The sequence below is a fragment of the Dyadobacter fermentans DSM 18053 genome (assembly GCF_000023125.1).
Lineage (GTDB): Bacteria > Bacteroidota > Bacteroidia > Cytophagales > Spirosomataceae > Dyadobacter > Dyadobacter fermentans.
Map to the genome: position 1 here is coordinate 791,343 of NC_013037.1, position 16,941 is coordinate 808,283.

The following is a 16,941-nucleotide window of genomic DNA, read 5'->3' on the forward strand; positions in this document are numbered from 1 at the left end:
GAGTTTACCGGACATCTCAATTGCGCATTAGGTTTGACAAAACAGCTCATGCAATACTTCCGACGGGCGTTCGGCCTACGGTTCAAGGCGGTTCCGGAGGATTTCCATCACCTGCTCCACGCATTCGGCCACGATGGCTTCCTTATCGTCGTCGTCGCCTCCCTGGGCCTGGGCCGCGGCGGGCGCAGTGGCCCTGCCGCCTTGCTCCGCGGGGGCATTCACGGCGACTTTGATATGTAATTCCCGGATGATCAGCGGCATTATTTCACGGTAAAATATTGGTAGCGAATCTCGATACTCTCGATCACCAGCGCGTTGGTCTCGGCATTGAAATCCGATACCGACCATTTCTTGGCCCACGCCCCGGCGATACTCCACGTTTTGAGCGGCTGATGCGCTTCATTCAGCAGCGTGACGACAATGTCCGCCAGCTCGAATTTCCGTTCGGCAAATGCCTTGCTGCACCATTTGTGAAAATCCGAATCCTCTGTGAGCAAGCCGCGTTTCAGCACCAGGTCGGGATATTTGGTACGCACCGGCAGCGTGTGCTCGAAGCGGTTCTCGCCGCCTTCCTTGTACGATTCGGTGTCGTATTCGACGCTGAGGCCGGCTACCGACTGAAACCGGCTGTCGTTGTCGTTCTGGCTGTTGGCCAGTTTTACGGCAAAATGAAACCCGGCCGGAGGATAGTAAGTCGCCATATTCGCGGATTATTTAACGAGGCTGAGCCCTTCGTGCGCGATTTCGATCGTTTCGATCGCTACTTCGTTGCCATCGGCTTTCAGGTCGCTGGCCTGCACCTTTGTAGGGAATGCCTGCAGTGCTTTCCAGGTAAAAACCGGCTTGTGGTTTTCGTTGAGGAGCTTAATGATAATGTCCCGCCGCACGGCGTTCCGAAGTTTGTCGGCCTCTTTCAGCCAGTCGTAAAAATCGGTTTTATTCTCAAACGTGCCCTTTTTCATGGTGATGTTGCTGTATTTCTGCAACCCCGGCATTTTGATTTTTGAAAACACCTGGCTCTGTCCTTCGCGGTATTCGATCACTTCGATCTGCTTGTCGAGGCCTGTTACTTCGGTAAAACCTATTTTGGTCCCGCCCCATTCTACTTCAAAATGGAACTTGGGAAGCGGATATTCTGCCATATGATGAATGATTTAATGTTGGATAAATGCGGTTCATGGAACCGGCCGGATGATTTTACGGATTTGCAATAGCCTATGATTCAGGCATTTTGTGCGAGAACCGAAGTATGATAAATTCCGCAGGACGCACCACGGCCATTCCGATTTCGACGATCAGCCGGCCTTCCAGAATGTCCAGGGCCGTCATGGTTTTGCCCAGGCCCACGGTCACATAAAACGCGTGTTCCGTAATCGCGCCCTGCAATGCACCCTGGCGCCAGAGTGTGGTAAGGAAGTTTTCGATCATAGCCTGCACCTTCACCCACGTGTTGGCATCATTGGGCTCGAACACGAATTGCTCGGTCGTTTTTTTACAGGATTCTTCCACCATATTGAAAAACCGCCGCACGCTCACGTAGCGCCATTCGTTGTCGTTCCCCGCCAGCGTGCGCGCGCCCCACACGAGCGTGCCTTTGCCCACAAATGAGCGGATCACGTTGATCGACTTGCCGGTGGATGGGTCGATATTGAGCGTGCCGTGCTGCTCGTCGGTAACTTTCACCGAAGGTCCCACCACATTGATCAGCGATTCATTCGCAGGTGATTTCCAAACGCCTCGTTTCTCATCCACCCGCGCATACACGCCCGCAATCGTACCCGATGGCGGCAGCAGGTAGTTTTCCGATTGCAGATAGCCGATCACGTTCCCGATCACCGGCACCCGTTTCATCACATCGTTTTCCTTGATCTTCTCGTAAGACGAAAGCAGGTTCCGGATTTTCGAAATGCCGTTGATCAGGACATTGAAAATATCATTCAAACCTTTGGCATTTGCATTTCCGTAAAACAGCCGGTTCAGGTTGACGACGGTTTGCGTGGTGGCCGGCGGCACCTGGTCGGTTAAGGTATAGGAAGTAGCGATCGCGACGTCGGCGGCGGAGCCTGTCAGCGCCGCTGCACCGGTGATGGCCGTCGGCAGATTGGTGGTGCCGTTTTTATAGTAATTCCACGTTGCACCGCCGATGTCGCCATTGGCGAGGGTAATCACAGCGCCCACTTTCGTATCGGTATTGAGCACGCGGGCGATGTTGATCAATGTTTCGAGGCTTGGTTTGAGCGCGTCGAGCACGGCAAAGAGCTCGTCGAGCGAATTCTGGTTGTCGGGAGCGGCGGGGAGGGGCAGGGTAATGCCGTCCGCGAGCTTATCGATAAACGGTTTCAGCACATCCTTGAACAGGAAGCCGAGCGCGAGCTTGAATTCATTCCGCGAGTCGTTCAGGTTGTTGGTGCTCACAGCAATATCGAATGCCTTTTTGCGCGTGGCGTACGTGTCTGCCAGCGTGCCCGCATCTAGCGATTCCAGGTACACGTTTTTGTCGATCAGGATGTTCAGCTCGCGGAAAACATTGAGCGTATTCGTGTCGGACGCAGGAATGTATTCCGATTCCCAGTTCAGCGGGAGCGTCAGCTTGGTGACCTTGTTCCTGATGTCCCTGAATTTGATAAACCGCGGCAAGTTCACCCGGATGTAAGGATAATAGGCAGCGCCAAATTGCACATTCGCCATGCCGATGGCCGTTTTGAATGCCGTGATCTCCGCCGGATCGTATTTCAGTGGATCGGCCATTTTTACGTCGGCAATCAAAAACCGGTCTTTAAACTGCTCGCATTGCACCAGGGCGGTGCTGTGCAGCGAACCGAGGTCGGTGGCGCTGAGCAGAACGCCGTCGGGAATGACGATGAGCGTGGGTTCGTCTTCCGCTTTGAGCACTTCCAGCGCGGCTTCCGCATCCGCTTTAAATGCGGCTGCGAAGCCGCCAGCGGTAATGTCGGGGTATTTGCCCAGACTTACGATGAAACATTTGCCGCCGCCATTCCGGAAGTACATTCTCAGACTGTCGTACAACAGCAGGCCGGTATTGATTTGTGCAGTTTTGATGGAATTGTCTACGTCCAGATCCACCGCTATGCCGACGAGCGGGGGCGCATCGCCAAACTTTTCGACGTAATCTACCAGTGATTCTATCAGTACGGGCTTCTGTTTGTAAGAAACTCCCTTAAAAACGTCGTTTTGAGTATAGCCAATGAATGCGGGAATTGCCGTTTCAACGGCGGCAATAGACGGCGGAAACTTCGGGACCTCGTCTATGTAAACGCCGGGTGTCCGCAGGTTTGATAAATTGAGCATAGCTATTGTCTATTTATAATTGAGAATGGCATTAATACGGGTGGTTAATCCTAATATCAAATGTTTTTTGTTGTACCTGTTTACTGGCATTTAAAACCCTGAAACTCGCAGGTGTTTGATTATTCACACTTATTTCAATCCGGCCAAAAGCTGCTGGAAATAACGACAATTCAGAAAAATTAAGAATTTCAAAAGAGCTGGAATTGTTGACCAATGAAGGCCGTTTATTAAGATTACTTGCATTTGCAAATTGAATGGTTTTATCAATTTGTTTCCAAAAATTAGCATTGGAAACAGGCTTATTACTATTACCAAGTTTATCCAAAGCCAGATAATGATTTCCTCCATCTTCCACGATCTCTCCGCCGGTGTATTTCTTTGCATTGTCGTAAGCAGGCGGAAGCTGGCAAAGGGATGCATTTGCATTTCCTTTTAATGCTGAAACTTCATTGCTAAATAAATAGTAACCTGCCTGGTTATCATCCATTCTCAGAATTGGAAGCGCTGAAAACGCAGAACTTTCACCGGAAAATGATAAATCAAACTTATAAATCGTTTGATCAATATTTTTCTCCGGTTTCTTATTGATTACTTTTACAAAAACTGCGAATCCGTCCGGCAATAATTTAAATATTAGTCCTTTACTTGCTAATAGCCGGGCGGTACTTGCACTGGGTACAACCGAAAGCCAATCGCTGACTTTGTATTTTTCCATTTGCGTATTCTTCTTTGAAGCGGGCAGGGAATCGAACGGATCAAACGTGACATTTCCGGCATTGCTTTTACCAATGTCCAGATAGTGATAATGCAGGATTCTCACCCTGAAAAGCACATCATATTTTGAACTGTTTGATTCCATTTTATTGAAAATAAGATACTTAATGATGATAGCGAAGTTCTCCTGTGACACTTCTGCGCAGAAGTGCCCGGTTAAAATCTCCCGATCTATGATGCCTTAGTTAGTGGGGTTGATGTACAGAAAATTGTGCTGGATGTCCTGAATAACACCGCCGCCTTCCGTCTTGCCGTCGTGTTTAAGTTCCACCATCCGAAGCATGTACAGCACCGAAGGATATTGTTTTCCGCCAAGCGTTCCCCACAAGTGGTTGAGCTCTTCGAAACTCGGGGAATATAAATCCATGATCAGTTTGAATTCGCTCATTCGGTCATATTCCGTCAGCGTTGCATCGAAAATCTCGGTGGTATTCAGGTTGGTGAAAATGTTTTTGAATTGAAAATACCGGATAATACGCGATAAGTATTTCAAAGCCTTGCCGTAATCATTAGCAGTGGCCGAGAAAAGCAGGAACAGGTTGGCGTTGATAGGCGGGTTAAAATATTCTGTCCGAAGTGTGGCATCATTGGCCCTTGAAAACGGCAGGTTTTTCAGTGTTTTTTCTTCTCTGAAATTAACTAATGTAACGATTACTTTATCACGGATCGCATTGTTATTCACGCCCGTCGGCGACTCGAACAACGCAATGTTCCCAAGCTTCACTTCATCATCCGGATGATTCGTACCGTCCACCGTGTTGAGGTGGTTATTCAATTCGTTGGTAATGATGGTCAGCGCGTGAAGTAGCATAACAGTTAATTTCTAATTTAGTAACTACCTGTCTAAAACTCGTATCCGCTCCCGAATGGGAAAAAGATAAATTTGTAAATGTTAAGTGATATAAATATATGCGGTTATGTGCTATCATCATAGATCTTTCTGCCGAAGTTATTTAGCGGTTATGGGCTACATTCCTGGTCCGTGGAGGCGGATTAACAGATCGACGGACCACCAGCGACAGCCTCCGTGGCATGTCCGGCGTCCGCTCGTTCCGAAGCCGGACGGCCGCCGAAGCGCAGGCCCGGCGAAACGAATTTGTAGGCTGCCGGGCTAGTAGAATTCCCCGGGAGGACGGTTTTAATCGAACATTCCGACCCGGAGATCCCGGCCGGACGAGTAACCCGCTGCGCCCGTGAACCCAAACGACACCGACATCTGGAAGGCATTTCGTAATGGCGATGAAGCTGCCTTCGAGCAGTTGCTCGTGCGTTATTACCGCGCCATGTTCGATTACGGCCTGCGTTTCCAGCCCGACGAGGAGCAGCTTCGCGACGATCTGCACGATCTCATGATTACGCTTTGGGAGCGAAGGGCGCATTTGAACGAAACAAGCAATCTTAAGTTCTATCTTTTCAAGGCGCTGCGCAACCAGATTCTCAAGGGAAAGCGCAGTCAGCGGCTTTTCGTGGATCACGAAGGCGTGGCCGAAGCCGAGCTGCATTCACCGGAAAGCCCGCTGCCCGATTTTGCGGAGGTGGAGGCCACGCAACGCCAAACCGCACAGATTCAGCAGGTTATTGCAAAACTTTCGCGGCGCCAGCAGGAAATCCTGCATTTGAAATTCTTCGAAGAGCTTTCCAATGAGCAAATCGCCGAGCTGCTGCAAATTTCACGAGCGGCCACGGCCAACCTGCTCTACACCGCCCTGCGCTCTTTCAAGGACATCTGGCGACGTAAGGCGCTGCTCGCCATTTCAATCCTATTGTGCTCATAATGAGCAGTAAATACAGGTTTTGAAAAATAATGCAAATTTTTTCATGATCTCCGCGCGGTTTTTCCACCTTATAGGAAAACTCGGCTGGAATATCTGTAATGGAAAAATATGCGACCTACACCCTGGAAGACTTTATGCTGGATGATGCATTCAGAAAATGGGTGAATGCAGGCGGCGTGCTGCGTGGGAGTGTGTGGGAACAAGTCGTTCACCTGTATCCCGAAAAAATAGAACTGATCGACGAGGCGGCCCTGCTGTTGCGGCAGCTCAAAAACCAGCCAACCGCCATTTCCGATGAGCAGGTTGTGCGCGACATCCGCGCCATCATGCATCGCGTCGAAGGCAAGGAAACGGTTGTGCGGCCGATGTGGCGGCGATGGACGGGTTACGCGGCGGCGGCTGTGCTGCTCGCCGGGCTCGGAACGTATCTGCTCACGGGCCAGACCGGTCGTGTGGGGGAAGAGATTTCGTATTTCAATGATAGTCAGGATTTAAAATACGTCAACTCGGGGCGGGATCAGAAAGAAGTAACGCTGCCCGATGGGAGTATGGTGCGGCTTTTACCGGGAAGTGAGGTCATTTACCGGTCACAACCGGCGGGGCGGGATGTGCAACTGGCCGGCGAAGCTTTTTTCCAGGTAAAGAGGGATACGCTGAGGCCATTCTCGGTATTTTCCGGCGGGCTTACCACGCGGGTTCTGGGAACGAGTTTCACGATCAAACCGGAAGGAAAAGACGTTTCGGTCACCGTCGCAACGGGTAAAGTGTCGGTTTCCAAAGCAGGAGAGGAGTCGTCGCCCTTGGTGCTGACGCCCAATCAGCGGGCCGTTTACCACAACGCCGACAAAAAGATTGTCAAAACCCTTGCCGAGGCACCGGTGGTCGTGAACAGGGAGCAGCTGCAAACCCGGCTCGTTTTTGATGAAGAACCGGCCGGTAACATTTTCCGCGCCTTGCAGAAAGCCTACAATATCCCGATCAGCTTCGATGAAGCCGCGCTGCGGAACTGCCAGGTCACGCTTCCATTCCGGGAAGAGCCGTTTTTTCAAAAACTGGATGTGCTATGCCGGACGATCGGGGCGAAGTATACCGTCGCAGGCGACGGCGTCAGGATCGAAAGTAACGGATGTGAATAATGCAATGCCCTCAAATACCAACACTTATCCCCTTTGCCTATGACAACATTGTAAACCCTTCTTTAATAAAAAATCCGGTGACGGTGGAGCGTCACCGGGTTGATTATCCCGCCATCGCGTTGCAGGCGAAACGGGATAGGTATGTTCCCTTTTCAAGAAACCCAAACAAAGTATGAAAAAAACAGATACCAATTATCATTACATTCATATACTAATGAAAGTAAGCCTTCCGGTAGTGTTGCTCTTCCTGGTTACGTGCATGAGTTACGCGCGTACGGGCTCCGCGCAGGAGTTGTTGACCCAAAAAGTGTCTTTTACCGCAGAAAACGAACCTTTGAAAAGCGTGATCGCACGTCTGGAAAAGATTTCCAACGCACGGTTCACCTACACCGCGTCGCTCGTGCGCAACAAGCGCGTGAGTGTGAAAAGCAGCGGTACCACCCTCGAAAACCTGCTGAACCAAATTTTCGAACCACTGCGTATATCATATAGCGTTTCCGGTGAATTCATCATCCTGGAAAAACTCGGCGCGGCTCCAACGGGCATGGAAGCGCCCCGGCCGCCTGCATTTCCGCAGGTAACCTCGCCGGCCGAAGCGCGAATAACGGGAAAAGTGACCGACGAGAAAGGCGAGGCATTGCCGGGCGTAAGCATTCTGATCAAAGGCACGCAGCAGGGCACCGCTACCCAGGCCGACGGGACTTACAGCCTTACCGTGCCTGATGAAAATGCAGTGCTGGTATTCTCCTACGTCGGTTTTCTGAGCCGCGAGGTCACCGTCGGGAGCGGATCGGTGCTGAATGTAACGCTGGCCGCCGACCAGAAAGCCCTGGACGAAGTGGTAGTGGTGGGTTATGGCGAACAATCCCGGAAAAAGCTCTCGACGGCCATCAGCAAAGTTTCCGCGAAGGAAATCAACCAGCTGCCGGTAGCCATGCCGGGCGATGCGCTGGCAGGTTTGGCGGCGGGCGTGCAGGTACAGGCAGGCGCGGGCGACGTTCCGGGCGCGGCACCCACGATACGGATCAGGGGCATCGGCTCGCTGGGCGCGTCGAGTCAGCCGTTGTATGTGATCGACGGCTATCCTTTGAATGCAGCCGAGTTTTCGAGGATCAATGTTTCGGATATCGAATCCATTGAAATACTTAAAGACGCGGCCTCCGCAGCCATTTACGGCTCCCGCGCGGCGAATGGGGTAGTGCTCGTGACGACCAAGCGCGGCAAAGATGGCAAGATCGATTTCAACTTCAACGCCTACACCGGCGTGCAGAACGTGGCACAGCGGATTGACGTGATGGACCGCGACGAATACCTGCAATATGCCAAGGATGCCCGCAATGCGGCCAAGCTGCCTTACCCCGACGCGTACAACTCGCCCGAACAACTCGCCAATACCGATTGGCAGGACGAGATTTTTCGCACGGCACCTATGTCCAAATGGGAGCTCAGCGTAAGAGGCGGCACTGATAAAGTACGTTTTTCGGTTTCAGGGAGCTATCTCACCCAAAAAGGCACCATGCGCGGCACCGACTACAAACTGATGACGCTGCGCGCGAACGTGGATGCCAACCTGAGCAAGTCGCTCAGCATCGGGGCCGATTTCGCGCCTACCTACTCCGTGCAGAACAACATGCCCACGCCGCGAGAGCCCGGGACCTGGGGATATAGCCCCATTTACGCGGCTATGCTCATGCCGCCCGTCGTGAGCGCCCGTCTTCCCAATGGCGATTACGGACAAAACAATGTGCTGCCGCACACGCAGTACGGATTTTCGGAAGTGGGCGTGTACAACCCGCTGTCGGTGCTGGAACAATATCAAATGCGCGACAGCCGGTTTGCCGTGCAAAACAACCTGTACGTGCAATGGGAAATCATGAAAGGGCTAAAATTCCGCAGCCAGGGCGGTGCATTGCTCGCCAATGCGGGTAACGAAACGTACCTGCCTTCGACGCTCGCTAATCCGGTAGCGCCTTTTGCCAACAATTCCAATCCGCTCCTGGCCGGGATCGCCGCCAGTTCCACCAACGGACGGGCCATCGACTGGGTTTGGGAAAATAACCTCACCTACGCCAACCGCTTCGGAACAGACCATAATGTGAATGCAATGCTCCTGTATTCCATGCAGAAATACACGACATCGACCACCGGCACCAGCGGCCGGGTAGGGACGTTCACCAACGACCTCGTGCGTAACCCGACGGCCTCGTCCAACCAGGCGGGCACGATCACCTACGGCGCCAATTCATTTTTGTCCTACGCTTTCAGGCTGAATTACGATTACAAAGACAAATACCTGTTTTCCGGCTCGGTGCGGACGGACGGATCTTCACGCTTCGGGCCCGACAACCGGTTTGGGGTATTCCAATCCTACTCCGTGGGCTGGCGGCTGTCGCAGGAGGAATTCATGCAGTCGCAAACCTTGTTTGATGAGTTGAAACTGCGTGTCAGCTACGGCGAAACGGGTAATGCGAACATCGGGGACTTTACCTGGATGAGCGGGATGACGCCCACCCATTACAGCTTCGGCGGACAGCGCATGGCGGGCGCAAGCCCACTCGGCTTCCTGAACCGCAACCTTACCTGGGAGAAAAACAAGCAAACCGACCTCGGCCTCGACGCATCGTTTTTGAATAACCGCATTCACCTCACGCTGGACTTGTACCGCAAAAACACCAAGGGAATGCTGTTTTCGAAAGAGCTGCCGGCACTCGTGGGGTACGCGACCTCGTTCCAGACCAATATCGGCGAAATTCAGAACAAGGGTTTGGAAATTGACCTGAACACGGAAAATCTGACCGGAAAGCTGAAATGGAACACCGGTTTCAACCTCAGCTTCAACACCACCAAAGTGCTGGACCTGGGCGGACGTTCTTCGCTGAACACCTACGTGGGCACGCCGGGCTGGCCGAATGTGTACAAAATCGAGGTTGGCCAGCCGCTTGGGCGCTTTTATGGCTTCCAGATCGACGGCGTGATCAAAAACGAGGCACAGCTCAACGGGCAGGCACAGTGGCCGGGCTCCGGCGTGGGCGACTACCAGATCAGGGATGTGAACGGCGACGGGCAGATCAACGAGGACGATCGCATGTACCTCGGGAATGGGTTGCCAAGAGTGATTTTCGGGTTGACCAACAACGTTTCGTACCGCAATTTCGACCTGAGCGTGATCGTGCAAGGGACAGCCGGTAACAGCATCATCAACGGCGCCAGCAGGCACACCGAGCTGTGGGCGGGGCGTTTCAACACGGTGAAGGAAATGGTAGGCAACTATTTCGATCCCGCTAATCCCGACCGCGACGTGAAATATGCCCGGGTAGGGCCGCGTGCAGGGTTTTCGGCAGCGGGTAACCTGCATTCGCATGCAGTTTACAACGGGTCTTTCGTGCGGGTGAGGAACGTAACGCTCGGCTACACGCTTCCGGCATCGCTGCAACGCAAGCTGTCCCTGAATGCGACACGCGTGTATTTGACGGGACAAAACCTGTTCACATTCACGAAATATCCCGGTTTTAACCCCGAACCGAGCCAGTTTGGCGACACTGCCTACCAGCCCGGCTCCGACCAGGCGACCTATCCGATCAACCGCAGTGTGATGGTGGGTTTAAATATTTCCTTCTAACCCTGATTTAGATATAACATGATGAATATTAGAAAAATAGCTTTGGGGGCCGGACTAATGTTGTCGCTGTTTTCCTGCTCCGACTTTATCGATATCGAATCGCCCACGGTGGTCAGGCAGGATTTGTATTTCAAAAGTCAGGCCGATTTTACAGCCGCGGTGAATGGCGCTTACAATGGACTGAGGGGCTACTACACCAGCTTTTACCAGGTTGCCGAAATCCCTTCCGACAATGCGCAGGCCAACGGCTACACGCTGGGCGAGGCGCCCATGGACCAGCTCACGTGGATTTCCTCTACGGCCGCGATCCAGAGCCGCTGGACGACTTCCTATTCGATTATCGCGCGCTGCAATGCCGTAGACGTCCGGATCGGGAATTTTGAAATGGACAATGCATTGAAACAGCAATACCTGGGCGAGGTGCGGTTTATCCGCGCGCTGATCTACTTTAATATGCTCCAGCTGTTCGGCGACGTGCCTTTGGTTACCCAGGAAATCACCTCGGAGGCGGAGGCTTACAGTTACGGCCGCACGCCGGTGAGCCAGGTATACGCGCAAATCATCACCGACCTGGAATCGGCCGCCACGCTATTGCCCGAAACCTACAATGCCGCGAACCTCGGAAGGGCTACCAAAGCCGCCGCGCAAAGCCTTTTGGGCAAAGTATATGTGACCAACAAGCAGTTCGAAAAAGCCGAGCCGCTGTTGCAACAGGTAGTGGATAGTGGAAAACACAAGCTGCTCGACAAGTATGCCGATGTTTTTGACATTAATAATAAGAACAATGCCGAAATGGTATTTGCGGTGCAATACCTGGGCGGGACGGGGTTTGCGGAAGGCAGCAACTTCTCCATTCTTTTCGCCCCGTTCGGTTCGGGAACGCAGGTGACGAGCGGCGGGCAGCCGCAGGGCGCCAATTCGGGTACGCTCGATCTGTTCAATGCATTTGAAGCGGGCGACCTGAGAAAGGCGGTTTCCATTGAACTATGGCCTTCGGCAGACTCCATGTATTACACCAAAAAATTCCTCGACAAGCCGGTGGCGTCCAACGAGGGGAAAAACGACTGGCCGGTGATGCGCTATTCGGACGTGCTGCTGCTGCTTTCCGAGTCGATGAACGAGAACGGGAAGCCCACGGTGGCGCTTCCGTACATCAACCAGGTGCGCACGCGGGCCGGATTGCCGGCGCTGACGCTGTCCGACCAAGCCTCGCTGCGCAATGCGATCGCGAAGGAGCGGCGTGTGGAACTTTGCTTCGAAGGCCACCGCTGGTTCGATTTGCTGCGTACCGGCACAATGGTTCAGACGATGGAAGCCTACAAGCAAAAATACCTCCGCTCCGGCGGCTATCTGGTCGAGAACTATGAGATTGCCCCTCACAAGGCATTGCTGCCCGTGCCATTCAGAGAGCTCAGCCTGAACCCCGCGCTCGGCCAAAACAATGGTTACTGATCACGATTGAATGAATTACGTCATGAACTTCAAACATTTGCTTTTTGCTGTCCTCATGCTGGCGTTCGTTTCCCGGGTTTCGGCCCGGGAAATCACCCCGAACGATTTCAAAGGTACCGACAGCCAGCGTATCCAAAAGGCGGTTCAGGCGGCCGGTAAGGCAGGGGGAGTCGTAAAAATCCCTGCCTTCAATGCCAATAAATCCAACATATGGAAGCTCGACGAGGCGATTCTCCTGCCGAGCAACATCACGGTGCTGCTGGAAAATTGTACCATCCAGCTTTCCGACTCGTGCCGCGATAATATGTTCCGCAGCGACAATGTGGGGGCTGGCATCCAGAACCCGGTTTGGAACAAAAACATCCATTTGATCGGCATCGGCCAGGTATTGCTCAAAGGCGCCGACAATCCCCGTGCTACCGGCGATGCAGCCCGGCAACTGAGCCTCGATCCCGACGCCGACAAGAAGAAGGGCAACTGGCGTATCAGCTACGGCACCGACGCCGCCCGGCCCGACCGCAAGCAAACCGGCGATTGGAGGAACATCATGATCCTGATTGCACAGGTGGATGGTTTTTCACTCAAAAACGTGCGGATCGAGAATTCGCACGCCTGGGCGGTGAGCTTTGAACGCACGCACAATGCCGAACTGAGCGATATTTACCTGCACAACCCGGAAGAAATCACCGTGAAAGGCAGGAAAGTGAGGGTATTTAACAAAGACGGCATTGATCTCCGGCAAGGCTGCAAGAACTTCCGGATCACCAACATTTCCGGTTTCACGGGCGATGATTTCATTGCACTTTCGAGCCTGGACGTGAAATCCGCGCTGATCGCCGAAAACGGCAGCCTGCAATCCACGATGGTGACCAAAAGCCGCTGGTATGGCCCGCAGGACGATACCGAGCAGATTTTCATCAGCAACATCACCTGCGAATCCATTTGCCGGGGCGTGGCGATCCGCGCCAGCGACAGCTCGGGCGTGCATCACGTGTATGTGAACGGCCTCGTGTCACGCGAGGCGGTAGGCGAGGGCGGGCGGCACAATGCGCTCCTTATTGGCGGCAAGGGCTACGGCGCGTTGTCGGAGCCGGGCAAGATTAACAATATTTATGCGATGAACATCATGTCCACCGGCCAGTCGGCAGTGATGGTGGAAGCACCCGTGCGCGATTGCCATTTCATGAATATCCTCTATTCCGGCCGCGACCAGCATGTGGTAAACTACGCATTCGACCGGCAGGCGATGCAAAACGTGACCGAGGAATCGCTGCGAAAGGTGAATTGACAATGCAGGTGCAATGCAGACCATTCTGGGAAATGGCCGTTCAAACGGTTTTCAGGTAGAGCGCTTCCAGTTCATTGGCGGAAATGGAAGCCGCGTCTATCACCGACTGCAACGTCCCTTCCTTCATAATGCCGATGCGGCTGGCCACTTCCTTGGCCCTGAAAATATCGTGCGTAGCCATCAGAATGGCCGTTCCCTGCGCCGCGAGTGTTTTGATGATCTCCGAAAACTCATTGGAGGCCTTCGGGTCCAGGCCGCTGGTAGGCTCATCGAGGAGCAGGATTTTCGCTTTTTTTGCCACGGCGATGGCGATTCCCACTTTCTGCCGCATTCCCTTAGAATACCCGGCCAGTTTCTGGTCGAATGCTTGTGATTGCAGTCCGGCGGTGGCCAGCAGGCCCCGCAGCTCGTTTTTGGAATAATCAAAACCGGCCAATGCAGAGAAATATTCCAGGTTTTCGATCCCCGTCAAATTTGGGTAAAGCATGACCGTTTCGGGAATATAGGCCAGGTATTGCTTGATTTCCTGCGGATGCTCGGCCACCGAAATGCCGTTGATGCGCGCCTCGCCGGAGGTCGGTTCGATGAAGCCCAGAAAGAGATTGATAGTCGTGGTTTTGCCCGCGCCGTTCTGGCCCAGCAGCGCAAATATCTCCCCTTCGCCGATGTTCAGGTTCAGGCTGTTCAGGGCGGTGTGCTGGCCGTATTTTTTAGTGAGGTTAATCGCTTCAAGCATTTTGTATGTCTTTGATCTGAATGAAATTTCTCTTGAAAAGCAGCAGCGAAGCCACCACTGAAAGCACGGCCCACACCGCAATGGCCATCGCTCCGCCGCCGATCGTCTCATTGACATAGGCATTGGGGCGGTAGGCAGGGTAGCCGGCCCAGTTGACATCCTCGGTGGGGGTGTTTTCAAAAATAAATGGATAGAAATACTCCCGGACCTGCCGGTGGTGCGCTTTCACCGATTCCAGGTAGCGGATATGGCTCGTGAGATCGGTGTTCGCCACCTTGTTGAGCGATTGCTGGGCGGCGATCACCGGGTTGAAGCCCGCAATGCGCTCGGACAGCGTTTGCCGCTGTTGCAGCTTCCCGAACAGCTTTTCGGACGAGTAGGCCGATTCCAGGTCCCCCGAAAATTGCATGGCATAATACCAGCCGGGCGAATACCGGTCGTCGGGAATCGGGTAGCGGCGGTACTGCGGATACACGGCGTAAAACTTCTCCATCGTGGGCTGCTTCGGCTCGTCCCATTTGGCATGGTAGCCCTCGCGCTGGCGGATCGCCGTTTCGGCCGCTTCCGGCACCGGCACCGAGCGGTTGACGGCAATGTTGGCCACGCCCGGAAACAGAATGCAAAGGAAAATCCATACGCAAACCAGCGTAGTGGCATTGAAAGCCGAGTTTTTACCCAGCGCAACCACCAGCACCGACAACGAGAACCAGAAGATCGCATACAGCAGCACAATCGCCAGCAACTGAAAAGTGGGAGCCGTGAGCGGCAATCCCAACGAAATCACCGCCAGGGCAAACAGCAGCAGCGTCGCGGCGAGGATCATGCCGAAGCGGACCAGCAGCTTCCCGCCGATAGCCGCGCCGATACTCCCGGTGGTGGTGCGCACAATCTTCCAAACGCCGTTTTCCTGCTCTTCCGACAGTGCATTATAAGTGAATGCGATGATCAGCAGCGGAAAAAGAAAGATGAATACAAACGCCGCATCCAGGTTACCCACAAGCAATGTAAGCGGGTTGGTCAGTTCCGAATCGTACAGCTGGCCTTCGATCGCCAGCATTTTCACTTTCAGGCTGAATGGGTTCACATCCCGCTGGCCGATGGAAAACCCGGCCCAGGGCGAAGCGGGGTTCGTTGTGTAAAAAAACGGGTAATAGGCCGTGGAGCCGGCCGGTTTGCCCGCGCCATGTTCGGCAATTTCCTGTAAATGCGCTTGCTGGACGGTCGGCACGGAGGCGATCGTTTGCTGCTGATGACCAATGACCTGGCTTCCGTGGTAAAATCCATAACACCCGAAAAGCAGCAGCGCAATGGCGCCGATCAGCACCGTACGGCCCAGCAGGAAGTTTTTTGCTTCGAGGAACAATACTTTTTGAGGGATTTTCATAGCTGGAATCGACGTTTGGAGGAAACATAGGCCAATGCGCCAAACCCGCCCGCGACCCACGCGAGCAATGCGGCCAGACTGTACGCGCCCGCGGCCAGGTTATAGGCCACCGACACGGGCCGGAACACGAAATCGGGCTGCTCCTGCCAGTTTTGGGCGCTTACTTTCTGCTTGTTATCGTCCTTGAATTTGATTTGGGTCAAATGGATTTCGTTCAGCGATTTCGTTTTCTCGAACCGGTATTGCTCGGTCTGTTTTTGAAATGCAGTAAATGTATCGAAGTCGGTGCCGGACAGGTTCATCGACAGGTTTCGTATGGATAAATAAGGGTCGGCGAAGCTCAGCAGCGACGATACCGCATTCTGGGACTGGTAAGTGCTGATGAGCCGGTCGAAATGTTGGTTGAAAATCGCTGAGGTGATGTTTTCACCCTCCTGCATCACCAACGCGCCGTAGTTTACGGGCAGCTGCGATATCGAATCCACGCCATATCGTTTCAGGGTTGCGGCTTTCAGGCTGGCGAAATGCGGATCGTCGGGATTATGGCTATCGCCTTCCTTGCTCACATCCGCAAGTATAGCCTGCTCGAATGCAATCTTATCGGGCGCCTCGTACAGGCTGCTGCCGAGCGTTTGGGCACTTTTTGGCAGTACAATGAAAAACAGCATCCACACAAGCACCAGCGTCATCAACGCATTCTTCCCGGATTTACTCACTGCCGACACACCCACAACCATCACCGTAATAACCAGAAAATAAAGCGCATACAGCCCAACTATCAGCGCTATACGCAATGCCGCATCCGCGCTGAAACCGCCCGAAGTAATCACCGTGCCCGCGACCAGGCTAAGCACGAGAAACGGAACGAATAGCACCCAGGTAACGGCCGTAAGGCCCGCCGTTTTGCCCAGCAGCACATCCAGGTACGACGCCCGCTGGCAAAGCAGGATTTTCAAAACCCCATTCTGTTTAAGCCCGGCGACGGTTTGAAAGCCGATAAAAATGATAAAAAGCGGCACAAGCAGCTGCATCACCATCGCCATGCTCAGCTCGCCGAAGCGCAGCATTCCGTTGGAAAAGCCGGCCTCGCTCATGTTCACGGTATTTTGGCGGTGCGCTTCAAGGAAAACGGAATTGCCCACATAGCTGTCGAGCCCGAAATCGAAAAAGCTGAGCGGCGATTTTTCGCGGAATACCATGTAACCATAATGTGCAACCCGGTGCGGGTGGCGGTTGGGCTGGTTCATCCATTGGTCGTGTACCTCCTGGTGGGCTGCCTGCTGCTGCCGGTTGAAATTGTGCACGTACTGCCAGCCGGTAAAAACGGCCAGCAACGACACGACCAGCAGCACGGCGAAAAGCGCCAGCGGTATTTTACTCCTGAAAACGGAGTGCCATTCCTGGCGGGCAATCGTTTTGATGAAACTGAAATGCATGGGTTCAATAATTGTCGCCTTCCGAACGGTTG

General features: G+C 53.4%; 14 protein-coding genes. 5 read left to right on the forward strand and 9 right to left on the reverse strand.

From position 1 onward, the window contains the following. Window positions 1-75 precede the first annotated feature (75 nt). From DFER_RS03325 to DFER_RS03350, 6 genes are all read right to left on the reverse strand, one after another. Window positions 76-261, reverse strand: a complete 186-nt coding sequence (locus DFER_RS03325; protein ID WP_015810190.1) for a DUF5908 family protein — start codon at window positions 259-261, stop codon at window positions 76-78. Then, complete coding sequence (locus DFER_RS03330; protein WP_015810191.1) at window positions 261-701, reverse strand: phage tail protein; 441 nt, start codon at window positions 699-701, stop codon at window positions 261-263. The genes DFER_RS03325 and DFER_RS03330 overlap by 1 nt, the downstream gene beginning before the upstream one ends. Before the next feature lie 9 nt (window positions 702-710). Then, on the reverse strand, window positions 711-1,142 hold the full coding sequence (locus DFER_RS03335) for a phage tail protein (protein WP_015810192.1): 432 nt from the start codon (window positions 1,140-1,142) through the stop codon (window positions 711-713). A 73-nt stretch (window positions 1,143-1,215) separates the two neighbouring features. Further along, window positions 1,216-3,309 (reverse strand): phage tail sheath C-terminal domain-containing protein, encoded by a 2,094-nt coding sequence (locus DFER_RS30320; protein WP_015810193.1) that lies wholly within the window; start codon window positions 3,307-3,309, stop codon window positions 1,216-1,218. 31 nt (window positions 3,310-3,340) lie between these two features. Further along, on the reverse strand, window positions 3,341-4,168 hold the full coding sequence (locus DFER_RS03345; RefSeq protein WP_015810194.1) for a hypothetical protein: 828 nt from the start codon (window positions 4,166-4,168) through the stop codon (window positions 3,341-3,343). Between the two features lie 96 nt (window positions 4,169-4,264). Then, a complete protein-coding gene (locus tag DFER_RS03350) occupies window positions 4,265-4,894 on the reverse strand; it encodes a contractile injection system cap protein (protein WP_015810195.1) in 630 nt (209 codons plus the stop codon). A 382-nt stretch (window positions 4,895-5,276) separates the two neighbouring features. Here DFER_RS03350 and DFER_RS03355 point away from each other — a divergent pair, with 382 nt between their 5' ends. From DFER_RS03355 to DFER_RS03375, 5 genes are all read left to right on the forward strand, one after another. Next, complete coding sequence (locus tag DFER_RS03355; protein ID WP_015810196.1) at window positions 5,277-5,858, forward strand: RNA polymerase sigma factor; 582 nt, start codon at window positions 5,277-5,279, stop codon at window positions 5,856-5,858. 98 nt (window positions 5,859-5,956) lie between these two features. Continuing rightward, window positions 5,957-6,994: a FecR family protein gene (locus DFER_RS03360; protein WP_015810197.1), complete on the forward strand. Its 1,038-nt coding sequence runs from the start codon at window positions 5,957-5,959 to the stop codon at window positions 6,992-6,994. A 172-nt stretch (window positions 6,995-7,166) separates the two neighbouring features. Next, on the forward strand, window positions 7,167-10,613 hold the full coding sequence (locus tag DFER_RS03365; protein ID WP_015810198.1) for a SusC/RagA family TonB-linked outer membrane protein: 3,447 nt from the start codon (window positions 7,167-7,169) through the stop codon (window positions 10,611-10,613). Window positions 10,614-10,631: 18 nt separating this feature from the next. Beyond that, on the forward strand, window positions 10,632-12,065 hold the full coding sequence (locus DFER_RS03370) for a RagB/SusD family nutrient uptake outer membrane protein (RefSeq protein WP_015810199.1): 1,434 nt from the start codon (window positions 10,632-10,634) through the stop codon (window positions 12,063-12,065). Window positions 12,066-12,087: 22 nt separating this feature from the next. Next, entirely contained in the window at window positions 12,088-13,353 is a 1,266-nt protein-coding gene (locus DFER_RS03375; protein WP_187293425.1) for a glycosyl hydrolase family 28 protein, read from the forward strand. Window positions 13,354-13,393: 40 nt separating this feature from the next. Here DFER_RS03375 and DFER_RS03380 read toward each other — a convergent pair whose 3' ends face one another. Genes DFER_RS03380 through DFER_RS03390 form a run of 3 tightly spaced genes read right to left on the reverse strand, consistent with a single transcriptional unit; the run spans window position 13,394 to window position 16,909 of the window. Next, the gene (locus tag DFER_RS03380) at window positions 13,394-14,089 is read right to left on the reverse strand and encodes an ABC transporter ATP-binding protein (protein WP_015810201.1); all 696 of its coding nucleotides are present in this window, start codon (window positions 14,087-14,089) and stop codon (window positions 13,394-13,396) included. After that, window positions 14,082-15,473, reverse strand: a complete 1,392-nt coding sequence (locus DFER_RS03385; RefSeq protein ID WP_015810202.1) for an ABC transporter permease — start codon at window positions 15,471-15,473, stop codon at window positions 14,082-14,084. Before DFER_RS03385 ends, DFER_RS03380 begins: the two co-directional genes overlap by 8 nt. After that, window positions 15,470-16,909 carry an ABC transporter permease gene (locus tag DFER_RS03390; protein WP_015810203.1) on the reverse strand — a complete coding sequence of 480 codons (1,440 nt, stop codon included), beginning with the start codon at window positions 16,907-16,909 and terminating at the stop codon, window positions 15,470-15,472. Before DFER_RS03390 ends, DFER_RS03385 begins: the two co-directional genes overlap by 4 nt. Window positions 16,910-16,941: the final 32 nt, after the last annotated feature.

Coding starts and splice junctions, on each gene's coding strand:
- DFER_RS03325 (WP_015810190.1), bottom strand. CDS start 261: ATGCCGCTGATCATCCGGGAATTACATATCAAAGTCGCCGTGAATGCC.
- DFER_RS03330 (WP_015810191.1), bottom strand. CDS start 701: ATGGCGACTTACTATCCTCCGGCCGGGTTTCATTTTGCCGTAAAACTG.
- DFER_RS03335 (WP_015810192.1), bottom strand. CDS start 1,142: ATGGCAGAATATCCGCTTCCCAAGTTCCATTTTGAAGTAGAATGGGGC.
- DFER_RS30320 (WP_015810193.1), bottom strand. CDS start 3,309: ATGCTCAATTTATCAAACCTGCGGACACCCGGCGTTTACATAGACGAG.
- DFER_RS03345 (WP_015810194.1), bottom strand. CDS start 4,168: ATGGAATCAAACAGTTCAAAATATGATGTGCTTTTCAGGGTGAGAATC.
- DFER_RS03350 (WP_015810195.1), bottom strand. CDS start 4,894: ATGCTACTTCACGCGCTGACCATCATTACCAACGAATTGAATAACCAC.
- DFER_RS03360 (WP_015810197.1), top strand. CDS start 5,957: ATGGAAAAATATGCGACCTACACCCTGGAAGACTTTATGCTGGATGAT.
- DFER_RS03365 (WP_015810198.1), top strand. CDS start 7,167: ATGAAAAAAACAGATACCAATTATCATTACATTCATATACTAATGAAA.
- DFER_RS03370 (WP_015810199.1), top strand. CDS start 10,632: ATGATGAATATTAGAAAAATAGCTTTGGGGGCCGGACTAATGTTGTCG.
- DFER_RS03375 (WP_187293425.1), top strand. CDS start 12,088: ATGAACTTCAAACATTTGCTTTTTGCTGTCCTCATGCTGGCGTTCGTT.
- DFER_RS03380 (WP_015810201.1), bottom strand. CDS start 14,089: ATGCTTGAAGCGATTAACCTCACTAAAAAATACGGCCAGCACACCGCC.
- DFER_RS03385 (WP_015810202.1), bottom strand. CDS start 15,473: ATGAAAATCCCTCAAAAAGTATTGTTCCTCGAAGCAAAAAACTTCCTG.
- DFER_RS03390 (WP_015810203.1), bottom strand. CDS start 16,909: ATGCATTTCAGTTTCATCAAAACGATTGCCCGCCAGGAATGGCACTCC.